This is a genomic window from Lysinibacillus sp. UGB7 (assembly GCF_049058285.1).
GTDB classification, from domain to species: domain Bacteria; phylum Bacillota; class Bacilli; order Bacillales_A; family Planococcaceae; genus Lysinibacillus; species Lysinibacillus sphaericus_B.
The window spans coordinates 14,940-31,127 of record NZ_JBMGUV010000002.1 but is presented as its reverse complement, the minus strand read 5'-3'; the positions used below and the strand labels follow the sequence as shown (position 1 = coordinate 31,127).

Annotated in this window: 18 protein-coding genes and 1 pseudogene; 3 read left to right on the top strand and 16 right to left on the bottom strand. The window is 38.3% G+C overall.

The features are described 5' to 3' along the window. Positions 1-157 precede the first annotated feature (157 nt). A pseudogene (locus tag ACOMCU_RS02455) lies at positions 158-289 on the bottom strand (HAD family hydrolase); the annotation flags it as partial. A gap of 33 nt (positions 290-322) precedes the next feature. Further along, complete coding sequence (locus ACOMCU_RS02450) at positions 323-1,306, bottom strand: serine hydrolase domain-containing protein (protein WP_421049378.1); 984 nt, start codon at positions 1,304-1,306, stop codon at positions 323-325. 246 nt (positions 1,307-1,552) lie between these two features. Between ACOMCU_RS02450 and ACOMCU_RS02445 the strand changes: the two genes are divergently transcribed. Next, a complete protein-coding gene (locus tag ACOMCU_RS02445; RefSeq protein WP_010858618.1) occupies positions 1,553-1,900 on the top strand; it encodes a hypothetical protein in 348 nt (115 codons plus the stop codon). A 41-nt stretch (positions 1,901-1,941) separates the two neighbouring features. Here ACOMCU_RS02445 and tkt read toward each other — a convergent pair whose 3' ends face one another. The 4 genes from tkt to ACOMCU_RS02425 form a co-directional block, all read right to left on the bottom strand. After that, entirely contained in the window at positions 1,942-3,936 is a 1,995-nt protein-coding gene (gene tkt, locus ACOMCU_RS02440; RefSeq protein ID WP_010858617.1) for a transketolase, read from the bottom strand. 126 nt (positions 3,937-4,062) lie between these two features. After that, positions 4,063-4,296, bottom strand: a complete 234-nt coding sequence (locus ACOMCU_RS02435; protein ID WP_010858616.1) for a DUF896 domain-containing protein — start codon at positions 4,294-4,296, stop codon at positions 4,063-4,065. A 309-nt stretch (positions 4,297-4,605) separates the two neighbouring features. Beyond that, entirely contained in the window at positions 4,606-5,178 is a 573-nt protein-coding gene (locus ACOMCU_RS02430) for an aminoglycoside adenylyltransferase domain-containing protein (RefSeq protein ID WP_421049377.1), read from the bottom strand. Positions 5,179-5,951: 773 nt separating this feature from the next. Continuing rightward, on the bottom strand, positions 5,952-6,821 hold the full coding sequence (locus ACOMCU_RS02425; RefSeq protein ID WP_421049376.1) for a GNAT family N-acetyltransferase: 870 nt from the start codon (positions 6,819-6,821) through the stop codon (positions 5,952-5,954). Positions 6,822-7,065: 244 nt separating this feature from the next. Here ACOMCU_RS02425 and ACOMCU_RS02420 point away from each other — a divergent pair, with 244 nt between their 5' ends. After that, complete coding sequence (locus ACOMCU_RS02420; RefSeq protein WP_421049375.1) at positions 7,066-7,575, top strand: GNAT family N-acetyltransferase; 510 nt, start codon at positions 7,066-7,068, stop codon at positions 7,573-7,575. Positions 7,576-7,603: 28 nt separating this feature from the next. Here the strand turns inward: ACOMCU_RS02420 and ACOMCU_RS02415 are convergent, their stop codons facing one another. Then, entirely contained in the window at positions 7,604-8,269 is a 666-nt protein-coding gene (locus ACOMCU_RS02415) for a YneB family resolvase-like protein (RefSeq protein ID WP_421049374.1), read from the bottom strand. After that, positions 8,266-8,580 (bottom strand): cell division suppressor protein YneA, encoded by a 315-nt coding sequence (gene yneA, locus ACOMCU_RS02410; RefSeq protein WP_010858611.1) that lies wholly within the window; start codon positions 8,578-8,580, stop codon positions 8,266-8,268. The genes ACOMCU_RS02415 and yneA overlap by 4 nt, the downstream gene beginning before the upstream one ends. Before the next feature lie 163 nt (positions 8,581-8,743). On the opposite strand from yneA, the gene lexA reads away from it, so the two are divergent. Next, complete coding sequence (lexA, locus tag ACOMCU_RS02405) at positions 8,744-9,361, top strand: transcriptional repressor LexA (RefSeq protein WP_010858610.1); 618 nt, start codon at positions 8,744-8,746, stop codon at positions 9,359-9,361. A 42-nt stretch (positions 9,362-9,403) separates the two neighbouring features. Here lexA and ACOMCU_RS02400 read toward each other — a convergent pair whose 3' ends face one another. The 8 genes from ACOMCU_RS02400 to ACOMCU_RS02365 all read right to left on the bottom strand — a co-directional run bounded on the left by ACOMCU_RS02400 (position 9,404) and on the right by ACOMCU_RS02365 (position 16,187). Continuing rightward, entirely contained in the window at positions 9,404-10,126 is a 723-nt protein-coding gene (locus ACOMCU_RS02400) for a gamma-glutamyl-gamma-aminobutyrate hydrolase family protein (RefSeq protein ID WP_421049373.1), read from the bottom strand. A 32-nt stretch (positions 10,127-10,158) separates the two neighbouring features. Further along, positions 10,159-10,911 carry a prepilin peptidase gene (locus tag ACOMCU_RS02395; protein ID WP_421049372.1) on the bottom strand — a complete coding sequence of 251 codons (753 nt, stop codon included), beginning with the start codon at positions 10,909-10,911 and terminating at the stop codon, positions 10,159-10,161. A 58-nt stretch (positions 10,912-10,969) separates the two neighbouring features. Continuing rightward, positions 10,970-11,659 carry a hypothetical protein gene (locus ACOMCU_RS02390; protein ID WP_421049371.1) on the bottom strand — a complete coding sequence of 230 codons (690 nt, stop codon included), beginning with the start codon at positions 11,657-11,659 and terminating at the stop codon, positions 10,970-10,972. Continuing rightward, entirely contained in the window at positions 11,656-12,249 is a 594-nt protein-coding gene (locus tag ACOMCU_RS02385) for a PilN domain-containing protein (RefSeq protein ID WP_421049370.1), read from the bottom strand. The genes ACOMCU_RS02390 and ACOMCU_RS02385 overlap by 4 nt, the downstream gene beginning before the upstream one ends. Beyond that, positions 12,249-13,223, bottom strand: coding sequence for a type IV pilus biogenesis protein PilM (gene pilM / locus ACOMCU_RS02380; protein ID WP_421049369.1), 975 nt, complete (start codon positions 13,221-13,223; stop codon positions 12,249-12,251). Before pilM ends, ACOMCU_RS02385 begins: the two co-directional genes overlap by 1 nt. A 110-nt stretch (positions 13,224-13,333) precedes the next feature. After that, positions 13,334-13,792, bottom strand: coding sequence for a prepilin-type N-terminal cleavage/methylation domain-containing protein (locus tag ACOMCU_RS02375; RefSeq protein WP_010858604.1), 459 nt, complete (start codon positions 13,790-13,792; stop codon positions 13,334-13,336). Positions 13,793-13,938: 146 nt separating this feature from the next. Further along, the gene (locus tag ACOMCU_RS02370) at positions 13,939-15,144 is read right to left on the bottom strand and encodes a type II secretion system F family protein (protein ID WP_421049368.1); all 1,206 of its coding nucleotides are present in this window, start codon (positions 15,142-15,144) and stop codon (positions 13,939-13,941) included. Further along, positions 15,141-16,187: a type IV pilus twitching motility protein PilT gene (locus tag ACOMCU_RS02365; RefSeq protein ID WP_010858602.1), complete on the bottom strand. Its 1,047-nt coding sequence runs from the start codon at positions 16,185-16,187 to the stop codon at positions 15,141-15,143. Before ACOMCU_RS02365 ends, ACOMCU_RS02370 begins: the two co-directional genes overlap by 4 nt. Position 16,188: the final 1 nt, after the last annotated feature.

The window sequence follows — 16,188 nt, the reverse complement described above, 5'->3', positions numbered from 1 at the left end:
ATCAGCGGTTTTCGGACTTCTATCAGCATTTCCATCGATCTGCATTTTCCCAAACAACGCAGTTTCACCCTTCGACTACTAGAAACTAAAAAAAGATCCATGAATGCCATGGATCTTTTAAACGTCCTAAATAAAACTAAGTAAATATTTTTTTAAGTTCAAGCTTATGCAAATCGATTTCAACATTATCCAGCTTTTGCAATGCACACTGCATTGACTTTGTTATGCCTATTTTAGGATCAGATAACGTACCGTCTAAATCAAATAAAACAACGCTATACTTTTTCATAAGTTAATAGAGTTACGAAAATCCATAATTGTCTTACCGAATAGATTGATAGACGGTTGAGCCAAACTCTTGAATATCTTTGAGGTAGTCAAATCCTTGTGGTGAACCAAAGCCATTAAAACCTCTAACAGCTACAATATTCTCTGTTGGAATCACCAATAACGCCACACTCGTATAACCAAGTAATTGAAAACTTCCTTCAGGCAATATTGGACTTAACTCTGTAACCCCCTCTATCACTTGAGGCTGAATAAACCAGAAAAAACCGTTAGTAGGCGAGTACTTTGGTTTAACATTTGGAGATTGAATTGACGTTGATAACTGTATTATCTCTTTAGGTATCATTTGCTTTCCGTTTACTTGTCCCTTATCAAGATGGACTTGCCCCCATTTAGCTAACTCCTTTAACGAGCTATACATATTCATTTTACTGCCGTCACATACATCACTTTCATACCAAAATGGACTGTCATGATGTATCACTTCTATGTGCTTATCGAATTTATTACCGAACCAATTTGTTTCAGTAAAAGACAACGCCTGAAACACGTGTTCATCCACAATTTCAGCAATCGTTTTTCCAGTAGTTTTAAAAATAATTTTAGCAAGTAACTCCACATTAACATCTCGATATGCCCAATTATACCCTGCTTTGAATTCCTTCATTATTCTTTCCTTTTGCCAACGTAAACCATGCGTATGTGTTAGTAAATGTCTTATTGTTACACTTTCAAAGACTTCTTGATCCCCCAAATAATCACTTAGTTTATCATCTATTGAATGAATGAAGTTGTGATAAATTGCATACGCAACAGCAAACCCAACATAAGTTTTACGAACAGAAGCTAGATGGAAAAGGGTATGTGGCCCTACCTTTTTCGCCCCATCTTGTTGTCCTTGCACACCAAAGTATTCTTCTAGTACAGTGTGACCACGTTTATTAATAATAACTCCGCCACCCGTACAATCTAATGCTGAAAAAGTTTTCTTTACTTGTGTAAGTATTTGTGTAGTCATTTACATACTCCCTTTACGAACATAAAAGAATTATTTTAGATGCTGATTTGGTAAATAGTCTGATGTTTATCAGAGGATAGTGTTCGAGTTCTTTTAAAAATTATCTAATATAGATTTTACTATATATCCGCACTAGCATTGTACATAATTTGGAAATAAACATTTTCATTTTAGCTGAGCATAGTATCGAACTCCGAAACCTTTAGTTTCCAAAATCGTTGTTATTTGTTAACTGGAGGGGATTACTTGGACACTCGTTTTACGTACGATAACTTCGTTAATGATAAATCATTTACTTTGCTTGAGCCAATTTTTGAAGTCATTGTTCTATTCTCGGTCTTCATGCTCATTATTGTCATGATTAAAAAAGTGCCGATTTGGATTTCTGTACTCTTTGCGAGCTTCACTGTCATTATTTCTGGGCTATTACTTTTCTTTAGTGGCATTATTGTCGATGAGCTGGGTCTTGGTGGGAATTCGAAGGACTTCTTTTGTTTTATTGCAACGGTCATTTTACAAAGTGCAACAGTCTTGATGAGCTTGTATAAATCTTCAAAAAACGTAAAAATACCGCAGCGCTCGGTTGGGAATTAACCCATCCTGAGCAGTGCGGTATTTTAAATTCATGCTAGAAATTACAGCGCTTTAACTTTAGCTACAACATTTTCTACTGTAAAGCCGTATTTCTCCATCACTAACTCACCTGGTGCAGATGCGCCGAACTTGTCGATTGCAAGCACATCACCCTCAAAGCCAGTGTATTTGTGCCAGCCAAATGAGGCACCCATTTCAATAGCAAGACGTTTAGTTACTGCTTTTGGCAGGACTGATTCTTTGTAAGCTGCGTCTTGTTTTTCAAAGCGATCCATAGATGGCATTGAAACAACTGCTACATCCACACCTTGAGCTTTTAATGCTTTTTGTGCTTCAATTGCAAGTGATACTTCTGAACCTGATGCAATTAAAATGGCATCTGCGACTTCTTTAGAAGCTGGCGATACTGTGTAAGCACCTTTTGTCACACCCTCACGCACTGTATCGATAGAGGCGTTAAGCACTGGTAAGTTTTGACGAGATAATACTAACACAGTGGGTGTTTTTTCAGATGCTACTGCAAGCTCCCAAGCAACAGCCGATTCGTTCGCATCAGCTGGACGAACTACAGATAGATTTGGCATTGCACGTAATGATGCTAAATGTTCGACTGGTTCATGTGTTGGGCCATCTTCACCTACAGCAATAGAATCATGTGTAAATACATATGTTACAGGAAGACCCATTAACGCAGAAAGTCGTACAGCTGGACGAACATAATCAGAGAATACGAAGAACGTACCTCCAAAGACATTGACACCACCGTGTAGCGCCATACCGTTCATAGCTGCGCCCATTGCGAATTCACGGACACCAAACCAAATATTACGGCCTGCATAGTTTTCTGCTGAGAAGTCGCCAGCACCCTTCATAGTCGTTTTATTCGAACCAGCAAGGTCCGCTGAACCACCGAAGAATGAAGGTGTTTTCTTGGCAATTGCATTGATTGCATCACCTGAAGAAGAACGAGTTGCGACAGATTTGCCTACTTCATATACAGGTAATTCTGATGCGAAATCTTCTGGTAATTGACCATTCATGGCATTTTCGAATTGTGTCGCTAACTCAGGGAATTCAGCTTTATACGCTTCGAATTTTTCGTTCCAAGCAGCTTCAGGTTGAGCGCCTTGCTCTACAGCCGCTGCATTAAATGTGTCATATACTTCAGCAGGAATTTTGAATGGCTCGTGTGCCCACTCATATGCTGCCTTCGTTAACACAGCTTCATCCGTTCCAAGTGGTGCACCGTGTGAATCTGATTTACCAGATTTATTTGGTGAACCAAAACCGATAACTGTTTTTACTTCAATAAGTGTTGGCTTGCCCGTTGATTTTTTTGCTTCCTCAATAGCTTTGTTAATCTCTGTTACATCTGTACCATCTGCTACTTTTAAGTAGTTCCAGCCATATGATTCAAAGCGTTTTTGAACGTTTTCTGAGAATGATTTCTCTAAATCACCATCTAATGAAATATCATTTGAATCGTATAGCACGATTAATTTTTCAAGCTGTAAGTGACCAGCTAAAGAAATAGATTCAGCTGCAACACCTTCCATTAAATCGCCGTCGCCGCAAAGTGCGAATGTATAGTGATCGACGATATCATGACCTGGCTTGTTGTAAGTAGCCGCTAAATGGCGCTCTGCCATTGCCATACCAACTGTCATGGCAATACCTTGACCTAGAGGACCTGTTGTTGCCTCTACCCCAACTGTATGGCCGTATTCTGGATGTCCTGGTGTTAATGAATCCCATTGACGGAAATTTTGAATTTCTTCCATTGGTAAGCCGTAGCCACCAAGGTGAAGTAGGCTGTATAAAAGCATCGAGCCATGACCTGCAGAAAGTACGAAACGATCGCGGTTATACCATTTTGGGTTTGCTGGATTGTGGCGAAGTTGTTTTGTCCAAAGCGTATAAGCCATTGGAGCAGCCCCCATCGGTAATCCTGGGTGACCTGAATTTGCTTTTTCAATCGCGTCGATTGACAATGTTCGGATAGCATTAATGGCTAATTGATCCGTATGTTGAGTCATAATATTGTGACATCCTTTCTCGTCCTATATATTGTTCTTCTACAGTTTAGTCAACATTGCTTTAGAAAACAATGGTTTTGTTATACTATTTGAGATTTATGACATACTTAATAGAATTGTGTCACATTAATTTAAAAATTTATTTTTTTTCGCTTGTTTTACCTTCTCAGGCGTTACATCGTTGCCCTCTGCATCAACAATTTTTACGTTTTCAATTGTGTCACGCATAGATGATCTAAACGTATCCAAATATTCTTTACGCAGAGCTGTACGTTCTTTTGCTTCTTCTTCAGTAAGGTTACCTGTTTTAGCTTTTGCTGATAATTCATTAATTCGATTGATTTTTTCTTTTGATAACATAATTCCACACCTTTCAGTACCTATCTTAATGAATACGGTACGGAAAGTATAGCATGATTTGCTTCAAAATGCAGTTATATCAACCTTTTAAGCGATACTTTATTCATTAAGGTAATGCAAGACTATGCATTTAAAAGCATGTTTTTTGGGGCTAATCTAATTAAGGCGAGCATGTGAGTATATTGTGGCGCATTGCTTCAATATTTTTTATTGGGTAGTTTTTAATAAACAGACGTTTTTCAGCATGCAAAAGCGAGCAAGTGCCATTATTGGCACTGCTCGCTGCTTTTATTCATTTTAATAATATAATTAACCATTTTGATTTTGGTTATTACACTTACTTAGTATGTAATCCATACATTGAATCGTTTCATCAATCCGCTGTTTTTTAGAGTTACAGTAACGCATGTTTGAACCTTCTCGTATATTGATTGCTTCTTTAATAATAGTGTGCCATCTTTCAGGTAAATGTTTTACAGCATATTTACTTGCATCCACTTTTGAAACAATATCATGTTCTTGTAGTGTATAAAGTTGCCTTAACATCCCTGTAATTGACCACTCTACTTCTAAATCAACTATTTTATTTGGTAACAGAAATGATATAGTTTTATATTTTCTAATTGTTTTCAATCTTTCTGCCCAATAAGTATTCATATTTTCTAATACATAGTCAACAAGAATACTTTCATCTACATTGAAGTTGTATGTGTCTAGAGCTGGGCCTAAAATTGGTATTCCCTTGTTTTTTAGAATCCACCAAGTAATCGGATTAATCCCATCATTACTCCATTTAATTTTACCTTCATTTACGTATAAACAATTTTTTACCTCATACTGGCTTTTACCAACATCCTCAACTAGTAAATAACATCCATCCATCCCTGTACCCTTATATTTTTGATTTAATATTTTATGGAGATTAGATATTACTTTGACATCTAATTCTGTTAAAGATTTGTTTATAACTGCAATAAAATCAATATCACTAGAACCTTCATATAAGCGTTAAGAGCAATTGAACCGTGTAAATACAACCCTTCTAGTGTATTAGGAATTTGTCTATTAAATCGTGTTATATAGTCATTTAGTATATTTTGAACCACTATAGGCACTCTTGCATTCATAAAAATTCTCCTTTCACCCCAGAATCAATACTTATATTACCAAATTATTATAATAGAAATTCAATTCCACTACAAAATTAGAAAATATTGAAAAAGCTACTCATAAAGTGTGTTTTTCCAGAACGCATATACAAGCGAACGTGCTGATTATAAGGCAAAGTTACTCACACATTTTTGAGCGCTTTTGATAAACAAATCTATTTACCTCATTTTGTAGCGAACTTCCCTGTTGTTAACAAGTTCACTTTTTAAATCCATTCAACATCCTTTCACTTCATTCACTTCTAAATAGGTTGGTTTCCTATTTTCATCTAACAATTCAATGTGAAACTCTTGAATCTACGTTCGTATGTAAATATGTAATAAGGATTTCCTTTACCATAATTATCAATAACAATTTCGTTTACTAATGTTAACCAAAAGAATAATAAAAAGCCTCACCTGGTTAAATGAGACTTAAGAAATTACGCTTTAAAAATGCGAATTTTTTTCAATTCTAGTTTAAAGCAGCAATCAAAATGCTCTTTTTCACCCAAAAATTTGAGCAGCAATAGCAAATAGCATCTTGTTTCTAGGTGGCATTTCTATTGAATTAATTATCATAACAGGTGGATTACTAGCTTCCTTAAATCCACTTTGCTCCAACAATGCTATAAATTCGTCGTTATGTGCTGGCACATCAATTCGCAATTTCCCTTGATGGTTCAAGGCCAGATTATTGAGAATTAAGGCTGCGGTTTTGGCGTCTGGGGCTACAATTGGGCCAAATATTAAATTAACAGACCCTAAAATTGAAATACCGAATCCAATAATATTTGCATGATGATTTTTAACAACTAAACATTGTTTGGCTTGCTTCACTCTATTTTGAAGAAAATTTCTTCTTTTATCCCCAAACGCTGCCTCATCTAATGCTACAAGTTCATTAAAATCACTCTTATTAAAATTTTCAAAATTCATATCCTTGGTAGTTAATCTACTTTTAACTATATAATTTTCAGCAAGATATTTTTTAATATAATCTACCGTTTTAAAACCCATTTTTTCATATAAGGGTGCGCCTTCTTTCGTGGCAATGAGCATAGTAGCAAAATCTCCAGCAACACCGTCTAAACATTTTTGTGTAGCATCTTTGCCTAACCCTAATCCCCGGTGCTCTTTATGAACTATCACCATGCCAATAGAAGCTAAATATGTATCATATTTGATGATCGCTGCACTTGAAACGATTGTACCTTCTGCATCTTTGTGGCCAAATATTTTACCAGACGACAGTACCGTGCGAATTTCAAATTCATCATAATCCCACTCAACTGAGGCTGACAATTCAATTAACCCCAAAATATCATCTCGATTAAATTCTACTAGCTCTAAGTTATTTTTATTGTATGTAACCATCCTTTGCTCCCTCCTAAGTGCCCGTGAATAGTAGCATTTCTACTTATCATTGCTTGTAGATTTCAATAATGCTAAAAAGAACATTCGTTCCAATTCTAACTACACACTTTGGAATTTACAAGTAATAATACAAGAAAATTCTGTACTTTCACAACGCTTACCAATAAAATGTAAATAATGGGATGTTTTAATTATGAGTATAACAAGCATGCTCATTTTGAAATTAATTTGGGAGGTATGGTAAATGTTTATTAAATCACAAAGAATACTAATACGGGAATTTGAACCTCATGATTGGCAAGCTGTCTATGCGTACACTTCAGATATGAATGTTATGAAATATATTCCCGAAGGTGTTTTCAGTGAGGAAGATGCAAAAAACTTTGTCAGTAAGAACATGGATGATGCGAAAAATTTTCCAGTAGTTTTGATAGATGAAAACATCCTGATAGGTCATATGGTTTTTCATCCATATTTCGGTAAACATACTTATGAAATTGGTTGGGTGTTTAACCCCAAATATTACAATAAAGGCTATGCCTCTGAAGCAGCACATGCGCTATTGAACTATGGGTTTAAGGACATGCAACTACATAGAATTATAGCTACCTGCCAGCCTCAGAATATTCCATCATACAAAGTGATGGAGAAAATCGGTATGCGCAAGGAAGGTTATTTCAAACAGTGCATACCACACGGAGATGACTGGTGGGATGAATATTATTATGCAGTTTTAGCGGAAGAGTGGAAATGAAACCGAAAAAAAAGATTAGTGGTGCAAATTATTTGCCCGCTAATCTTTCTTGATGTTCTTGATATCGTCGATGCACAGTTGCTTTGCTAACATCGAAACCGAGCCCTCTCAGTGATGTGGCAATCTCCTCAAAGGTGAAGCCTCGATTACGAAGAAGCACAATTTCTTCTACAGGCAATTCTTTGCGTTCCTGACCATTTGGATTGCCGCGAGAGGATAGATTTTTTTCTGGACGATAGCCATTTTCTACTGCACGACGCATGCCTCGGCGAATCTTCGCATTATGAACTTTACGCTGGTACTCCTCTACAATCGCTAAAATTTCGAGGAGCATTGTGTCCATTTCATTCAGCTGAACGGGCCCCGCATCACGCATGGAATAAACGTCTGTTTCTGTTTTTTGCAATAAATGCAGCACCGCCATTCGAGCATTGCCACGTCCTAAGCGTGTTTCGTCTTGTACAAATAATGCTTGTATCTCTTGTTCTTTTATGAAATCTAGCATTTCAAGCAGTCCCTCTCGCTCGACATCGTAACCGCTATGTTTATCTATAAAAACATCTTTTACTTCATAGCCTTGTTGATGAGCATAGTGTACTAATTCTTCCGCTTGTCGCTCAAGAGAGGAGCTTTGCGTCTCTTTTTCTGTACTCACTCGGCAATAGACGACAGCCGATTGGTTTTTATTCATCATTTTTCATTTCTCGCAATTTCAATTGAATTTGTGTGCCTGGTGTTCTCCCCTGTTACCGGTATGACTAATGATTTTCCTGCTACGATATTGACGTTTTTTAATTCATTTTCTACTTTCACAATCTTTATCCAGTCATCTGTTCCCATTTTACCACGGTATTGTTCTGCTAACGACCATAAGCTATCGCCATGCTCTATATGAATTTCTGTGTATGTAATATCCCCAGGATCGGTTATAAAAAGGTATCCTGCAAATAGTAAACAAGCGCCGATTAGTATTGAAATATGTGTATTTTTCTTCATCCAATTCATCATCATAACCCCTTTTTAGAATGTTTGTTCGGAATGTATGTTCTGATTTTAAAACGAACAAACGTTTTTGTCAAACACTTTTCGAACCTATGTTTGCATAAGTGTTCGCATTCTGCTATACTGTCTAGTAAGAAGAACAAAAGATAAAAAGAGGTGAGCAATCATGAAAAAAGTTTCTAAAAGACAAGAAGACATATTAGCATTTATCAAAGAAGAAGTGCGCGCAAAAGGTTATCCACCATCTGTACGAGAAATTGGTGAAGCAGTTGGACTTGCTTCTAGCTCAACAGTTCATGGACATTTAGCTCGTTTAGAGCAAAAAGGCTTCATCCGTCGAGATCCAACAAAACCACGTGCTATTGAAATTTTAGAGCCCGAGGATTCCATTCAAAAGCAAAGCGTTATTCATGTTCCACTTGTAGGGAAAGTAACAGCTGGATCACCCATTACAGCAATCGAAAATATCGATGAATATTTCCCGTTACCAGATACTTATGGCACAAGCGAAGATCAGCTATTCATGTTAGAAATCATGGGTGAATCGATGATAGAAGCAGGTATTTTTGACGGAGATTTAGTGATCGTCAAACAAAAGGCTACAGCCGATAATGGTGACATTGTTGTGGCCATGACCGAAGAGGACGAAGCTACTGTTAAACGTTTCTTCAAGGAAAAAACACATTTCCGACTACAACCAGAAAATGCAACAATGGAGCCAATTATTGTTGACCAAGTGACGATTTTAGGACAAGTTGTTGGCTTATACCGCCGAGTACATTAATGCGCTCACAATATTGCTCCAGCAAAAAAGAGAAGCATGCTACTATGCTTCTCTTTTGTATTTCAAACTCGCTTTGGTGAAAGCTGTAAACAGCTTCTTCGCCGTTTCATCTCCTACGACTGCCTGTTCTTCCGGATGCCATTGCACCGCGAGACAAAATGGTGATGCTTCATGTACAACGGCTTCGACGATACCGTCACTTGATTTTGCTACTACAGTTAATTTTTCCGCTAACACATTAATCGCCTGGTGATGCATTGAATTCACTGCAATCCTGTCTTCTTCAACAATGGTTTTTAATAAACTCTCTGGAACGACATTGACATAGTGTGTGGCAACACCTCGAGCTGCTTGCTGCGAATGCTTTAACAGCTTACTACTGTGATATTCACTATCAATATCCTGATAAAGCGTGCCACCAAGAGCAATATTGAGCATTTGAATACCACGACAAATCCCAAATATCGGCATTTGTCTAATTAAAGCTGCATGAATCAAAGCGAGTTCTAGCGAATCTCTTTCTGGTTGAATTTGTCCTAGCCCTAGTGACGGCTCTTGGCCAAAGTGAAATGGATGCACGTCATATCCACCCGATAATAATAATCCATCTGTCAACGATAAAACCTGCGCCACATCCGCCTCCACCCCAAGTGGGATAATAAGTGGAATGCCACCCGCTTCGATAATACTTTTACCATACGCTACATTTAACCTTGACGATAAATCATTCTCCGCAAATGCCGTTATACCAATAATAGGTTTCACACAATCGCCTCCCTATCTAAAAGGTTTATCGTCTACCATAATCCGACATACCAATCGATCATGACGTCTCCAAAGAAATATACAAGTACCGCTGCAAGTGCTATCGACGGGCCAAACGGTATAGGTGTTTTTCTGCCCTGTTGACGCAGTCGGAGCACCACGATGCCAACTATCATTCCAATAGTCGCAGCTAAAAATAATGTCAGCAGTGTCTCCAACGTACCAAGTACAAGACCAATTAAAAAAAATAATTTAATATCGCCTCCACCCATGCCACCACGTGATAGCACCGCAATCAGATATAGTATGCCAAAACCAACTACCGCACCTACAATACTATCCCACCACGGTGTCAATGGTGACACTACACGCCCAATAATCAGCAACGGCAGAAAGAATACCAGCACTTTGTTAGGTATAAGCATATACGTAATATCAGAAACTACCAGTATCACTAATAATGCCATAAATAAAATGGCTACAACAAATTCTACGCTAAAACCTAGTCGCCAATACGCAAAGGCAAATAAAAGTCCCGTTATAAGCTCCATTAACGGATACATCCACGAGATTTTTTGCCCGCAACTCCGACATTTGCCACCTAGACATACATATGACAGCACCGGCACTAAATCCAGTGCTTTTAGTTGTCTCTTGCAGTTCGTACAGTGCGAGGGTGGACTTACAATCGACTCTTTCACAGGAACACGTAGACCCACAACATTAAAAAACGAACCAAGAACGAGCCCAAAGATAAAAACTGTCACTGTATAAGCCATTTCCATTTTTATTGCCTCCTAAACCAATAGGCGCTCATACATTTGAAGTATGTGCGCCTATGTTTTATTGTTGTCCATCATAATAGAACGTCGTCACTTGTACGGTTGCCTGGAGGGTTAAATCTGCATCCTTCTCTAGCTGATCCTGTTCCCCTGGTAAGGTAAAGCTCATTGTATCTATTTTCATAACACGTTCCAGCTTTTCAATTTCCTTTAAAAAGCTTTCAAGTGCATGAAAATCCAAAGCAGTAACCTCTAAACTAAATGTAACTAGCTTTAGCTCATTAGGCAAGGTTTCCTTTACTATGGATGACACTGGTAAATTTTCATTCGTTTCAGTCTGCTCTCCGTCTACCTCTGCTTCCGCTTTTTCAAGCATATTGGGCTCTGTGACCTCAGACTGTGCCACGGCCGTATCATAATTATTAAAGTTCAATGATTCTACTCGTGTGCCTGTCACTTCTTCCACTTCAGCCATATCTAAAATAATTTTTTCAATGGCCCTTGTTTCAGGCACTTTTCGACGCATCGTTAAAATATTTGTAGCAAGTTCTCCTTGCGCTTCATCTAGCTTCGTAAGTTGCCCTTCTATACCAGCAATTTGCTGTTGAAGTTGCTCCACACTGCTTCTTTTTGACTCTACCTCATCTAGTTTCGGCAACAGCAAATAGTAATAAAGTGCAAATAATAGTGCTACCGTTAAAGCCACGAGTAACAGGATGGATGAATTTTTGCTACTTGTTAGCTTATTCATGAGCGTCGACCTCCAGCTAAGTACATAAAATCAATTGCCGCTGTAATTGTCACCGCGTAACGAGGAACTTCTTTAAACTTTTGCTCGGGTGTTAGCTCTTTTTGCTCACCAAGTTGAATGTTAAAGTTTGAAATCGAACGTATTTGCGTATCTTTGAAATAATTACTAGCTAGCAGTCGTTCGACATATGTAGAAATATCCGTCATTGATTCAAAATCTACTATGATATTGATTGTATCCGCACCAAAAGCATAACTACGTAAATAGGAATGAGCCGGCAATAATTTGCGCGTTTCATCTATCAGTGGTGTCACAGGATAAGAAACACTTTGCACATATTGTACTGACTGCTCCAACGAACCCTGACTGCCACTTTGTCGCATATCTAGCTCTTGCTGTAATTGATTGTTTTGTGTAGTTAACACTTGTTCTTCAGTTGTTAAAGCCTTTAAATCACTTTTAGCAGTAAAAAATATAAATAGGAAATAGGTGAGTATAATACCCACAGCTACAATCACTATGCTATACAAAAGCTTTGGGGATGACGTCTTTTTTTCTAGTTGTGGTAAGAGGTTAATGTCTGGAACCATTAATTTACCTCCTTTAAGGCCAAGCCCAGCAATGTTGCGAATTCCCTCTTAAAATCCGGGAAAAGCTGTGCCACCATTGCTTCATTTACTACCGTTAACGGTATCCCTAAATTAGACTCCAATAAATGACCAATTGTTTTTAGTAGTGGATTATCGCCGAGGACGATCATTTCATCCACTGATTTTTCACCTTTATGTAAAGAAAATTTAAAGAAATTCATCATACGGTCGATTTCTAGCACCTGATCCATCACGACCATTCGGTAATCATCGATTTCTCCGCTATAAATAAATTGATAGCTAAAATCATCCTCTTTTTTCCCTTGCCATTGTGTTAAATCAGTCTCAATCGATTGATAACGCAAAAACTCGACTTGCCCTTGAGAGAAAATACTAATGGACAATTCATTGATAGACCAATCCGCAATTAAATATGTTTTATCAATCGATAAAAGTGACAAGTGCTCTAGTAATCGAATATTGCACAACGCACGAATATCAGCAGCTTCAGGCTCCAATGAAACATCAAGGAACATTCCGACCATTTTATTTATTTCCTCTGATGGAGCCGCAAATAACATGGCCTTTCCATCGTCTGGCTCAGGATCATACACATCAATTAACGGGGCTTGGAATGGTAAATGAATGGAATGCCCAAGCTCCATTTCTGCATAGCCCCTCAGCTCATGAAGCTTAACATCCTTCGCATGATCAAAGCTCTTTAAAAGTACCGTAGTGTCAGGCACAAACATACGCACTGCTTGTTTTTTTCCGGTCCACTTCACAACCTGCTCTTTAATAATTTCAAATAATTCTAGCTCTTCTACAATGGTCGCATTTTCAACAATGCCAGGAGCTAAAGGATACTCATAGCCCTGCCACTGACTAGGCTCCGGTCCTTTCGCCACTATCGCACGCAGCACATAATCCTTCAACTCTATCGAAACATGCGATTTTCGCTTTCTCTTAAACATGTGAAAAGACCTCCTTTTTCTATCCAGCTATATGACTTCATCAATTAGTCATCCATTTCCCAGCCAGAAACGCCAAAACATCGCATTTCTGAATGGGTTGGGAGGACTGATTAAGATCCAGTTGACCAAGTAAATTTCCCACCAGGTTTACCATCTTCAATCTTCAATTCTTTCAATGTGGTTTTAGTAATAGTATATCCTTTGTTATTTGATTCCCCTGTTGCCGCAATAGTAATTACACCGTTACTCTTTTCAACTGTAAATGTCTTAATTGTTCCTAAATCTGCAATATAAGATTTGTAAATTTCGTCTGATCCACTACCATCTTTAGTTAAATTATCAAATGTAGTAGCACTTGGATTCTCAGTAAAATAAATATTTGCTGAATTAAGGATATTGGCAGCATCTGCTTTAGCAGCTTTTACTCGGCTACTATCAATAATGTTACCAATAGCTGGAATTGCAATTGCAGAGATAATCGCTAGAATGACAATAACTGCTAGAAGCTCAATAAGTGTTAAACCTTTTTCATTTTTCACGTGTTTCTTGTTTATTAATTTTTTGAACATGTTAGGTTCCTCCTTGAAATTTTGTTATATGAAGTGTATTTACACAAACTTCCTTTAATTTTTATATGTGAATAGCTTTTATATTAATAGCTAGTTAAGGGACTCTGATAACGCCAAACGAAACACAACTAATGGACAATCGAACCCTACATATTCTCATAAAGCTGGAACATCGGTAAGAATATCGCTGCAACTATCACACCAACTACTAAGGCGAGCACAACAATCATCAGCGGTTCAATCAAAGACTTCAGTGTATCAACAGCACGATCAACCTCGTCCTCGTAAAAATCTGCCACTTTTTCAAGCATGTAGTCCAGCGAGCCTGTTCGTTCGCCGATTGACGTCATTTGTGTGACGAGCGGTGGAAATAGCCAACTTTTCTCTAATGGTTCCGATAAATTGCCACCCTTTTCTAAATTATCGCGTGCCTCTAGCACCACCTTGCCGATAACGGGGTTCCCCGCCACTTTTTCGACAATCGTCAGTGCCTGTAAAATGGGGACAGAGTTACTAAATAGTGTTGCTAGTGTTCTCGTCATACGTGCAATCACATCTTTTTGCAAGAGCTGACCGAAGATAGGCATACGCAAAAGCATGACATTGACTGTATAATGAAAATTTTTGTTATTTTTATAGAAAAAGTTAAAACCGACGACTACAATAAGTAATGCCAAAATAACGATATACCAAAATTTAATGAGCCAGTCACTGATGCCCACGACAATAACCGTAATCAGGGGCATCTCTAAATCCATATCTTTAAAGGCATCCATAAAGGTTGGCACAATAAAGACCATTAAAAACATACCCACGACTAACGTCAGGACTGATAATACCGCTGGATAAGTCATGGCAGACTGGATTTTCTTCTTAATGTTATACTGCTTTTCAAGTGTGCCTGCTAAACGCTCTAGCGTGTCATCGATGTTGCCGGTCGCCTCACCTGCTCGCATCATATTGATGAATAACACAGGAAACACTTTTGGATGCTTGGCAGAAGCATCTGAAAACGACGTACCACTTCGAATATCTTCCTCTACTTGCATCAATGCTCGCTTTAACGGTTTACTCCTTGTTTGTTCACCTAAAATATGAGTGGCTTCAACTACCGATACGCCTGCACGAATTAACGTGGCGTATTGCCGGCAGTAAATCACAAAATCCTGATGTTTGACCTTTGTACCAAAGGCGATATCCTTGTGCAAAATACTATTGGATTCTTGTAAATCACGTGCATTGATGCCCTGTGCACGTAGTTTTTCAATCGCTACTTTTTTGTTGGGTGCATCAATGATGCCCTTTTTTTGTGCGCCCGTTTTCGTGCGGCCACTATAGCGAAATACCGTCAACTATAATCACCAGCGTTCATAAATGGTCTTGCATCCTCTAATGAAATTTTCCCAGTAGCGATTAAATGTTGCATTGATGATTCCAATGTGTGCATGCCCAATGCCTTACTTGTTTGCATTACACTTGGAATTTGGTGAATTTTCTCATTGCGAATCAAGTTTGCAATCGAAGGTGCTTGTACTAAAATTTCAGTTGCCGCTATACGTCCCTTTACATCTTTGCGTACAAATAGCCGCTGTGAAATGATACCTTGCAGTACATTAGCCAGTTGCACACGGATTTGACTTTGTTGATGTGGTGGAAACACATCAATAATGCGGTCGATGGTTGTGGGTGCACTGCTAGTATGCAGCGTCGCCATGACTAAGTGACCTGTTTCAGCAGCAGTAATTGCAGTTGAAATTGTTTCATAGTCACGCATCTCGCCGACTAAAATAATATCGGGGTCCTGCCGTAAAGAAGCTCGTAAACCATTGGCAAAGCTCATTGTATCTACACCAACTTCCCGTTGGTTAATGACTGATTTTTTATGCGCATGTAAATACTCAATCGGGTCCTCTAACGTGATAATGTGCTTGGCACGCGTTTCATTTATGTAATCAATCATCGCTGCTAACGTCGTGGATTTTCCTGAACCCGTTGGCCCTGTCACTAGAATAAGTCCTTGCGGTTTTTCTGCTAGACGATACAGTACTTCAGGCATATTGAGTGATTCAATGGACGGGATTTTCGCCTCGATTAAACGTGCCGCAATCGTTACTTCATTGCGTTGATGGTAGGCATTGACACGGAATCGGCATTTTCCAGGCAAGGAAAAGTTAAAGTCCGTCTCGCCTTTATCCTCAAATTCCTGTAATTTATGTTTTGGTAAAATAACCTTCACCATTTCCTGTAAATCTTCGGTTTCTAGTGGCGTTTCTCCATATTGCGCCAGCTTGCCATGGATACGATAAACAGGGGGAATGCCTTTTGTTAAATGTAAGTCAGATGCCTTTTCCTCAAATGAGCGGGTTAATAGCTCTACAATTGAATATGCTGTCATT

Coding starts and splice junctions, on each gene's coding strand:
- ACOMCU_RS02450 (WP_421049378.1), bottom strand. CDS start 1,306: ATGACTACACAAATACTTACACAAGTAAAGAAAACTTTTTCAGCATTA.
- tkt (WP_010858617.1), bottom strand. CDS start 3,936: ATGACTCAACATACGGATCAATTAGCCATTAATGCTATCCGAACATTG.
- ACOMCU_RS02435 (WP_010858616.1), bottom strand. CDS start 4,296: ATGTTATCAAAAGAAAAAATCAATCGAATTAATGAATTATCAGCAAAA.
- ACOMCU_RS02430 (WP_421049377.1), bottom strand. CDS start 5,178: ATGGATGGATGTTATTTACTAGTTGAGGATGTTGGTAAAAGCCAGTAT.
- ACOMCU_RS02425 (WP_421049376.1), bottom strand. CDS start 6,821: ATGGTTACATACAATAAAAATAACTTAGAGCTAGTAGAATTTAATCGA.
- ACOMCU_RS02420 (WP_421049375.1), top strand. CDS start 7,066: ATGTTTATTAAATCACAAAGAATACTAATACGGGAATTTGAACCTCAT.
- ACOMCU_RS02415 (WP_421049374.1), bottom strand. CDS start 8,269: ATGATGAATAAAAACCAATCGGCTGTCGTCTATTGCCGAGTGAGTACA.
- yneA (WP_010858611.1), bottom strand. CDS start 8,580: ATGAATTGGATGAAGAAAAATACACATATTTCAATACTAATCGGCGCT.
- lexA (WP_010858610.1), top strand. CDS start 8,744: ATGAAAAAAGTTTCTAAAAGACAAGAAGACATATTAGCATTTATCAAA.
- ACOMCU_RS02395 (WP_421049372.1), bottom strand. CDS start 10,911: ATGGAAATGGCTTATACAGTGACAGTTTTTATCTTTGGGCTCGTTCTT.
- ACOMCU_RS02390 (WP_421049371.1), bottom strand. CDS start 11,659: ATGAATAAGCTAACAAGTAGCAAAAATTCATCCATCCTGTTACTCGTG.
- ACOMCU_RS02385 (WP_421049370.1), bottom strand. CDS start 12,249: ATGGTTCCAGACATTAACCTCTTACCACAACTAGAAAAAAAGACGTCA.
- pilM (WP_421049369.1), bottom strand. CDS start 13,223: ATGTTTAAGAGAAAGCGAAAATCGCATGTTTCGATAGAGTTGAAGGAT.
- ACOMCU_RS02375 (WP_010858604.1), bottom strand. CDS start 13,792: ATGTTCAAAAAATTAATAAACAAGAAACACGTGAAAAATGAAAAAGGT.
- ACOMCU_RS02365 (WP_010858602.1), bottom strand. CDS start 16,187: ATGACAGCATATTCAATTGTAGAGCTATTAACCCGCTCATTTGAGGAA.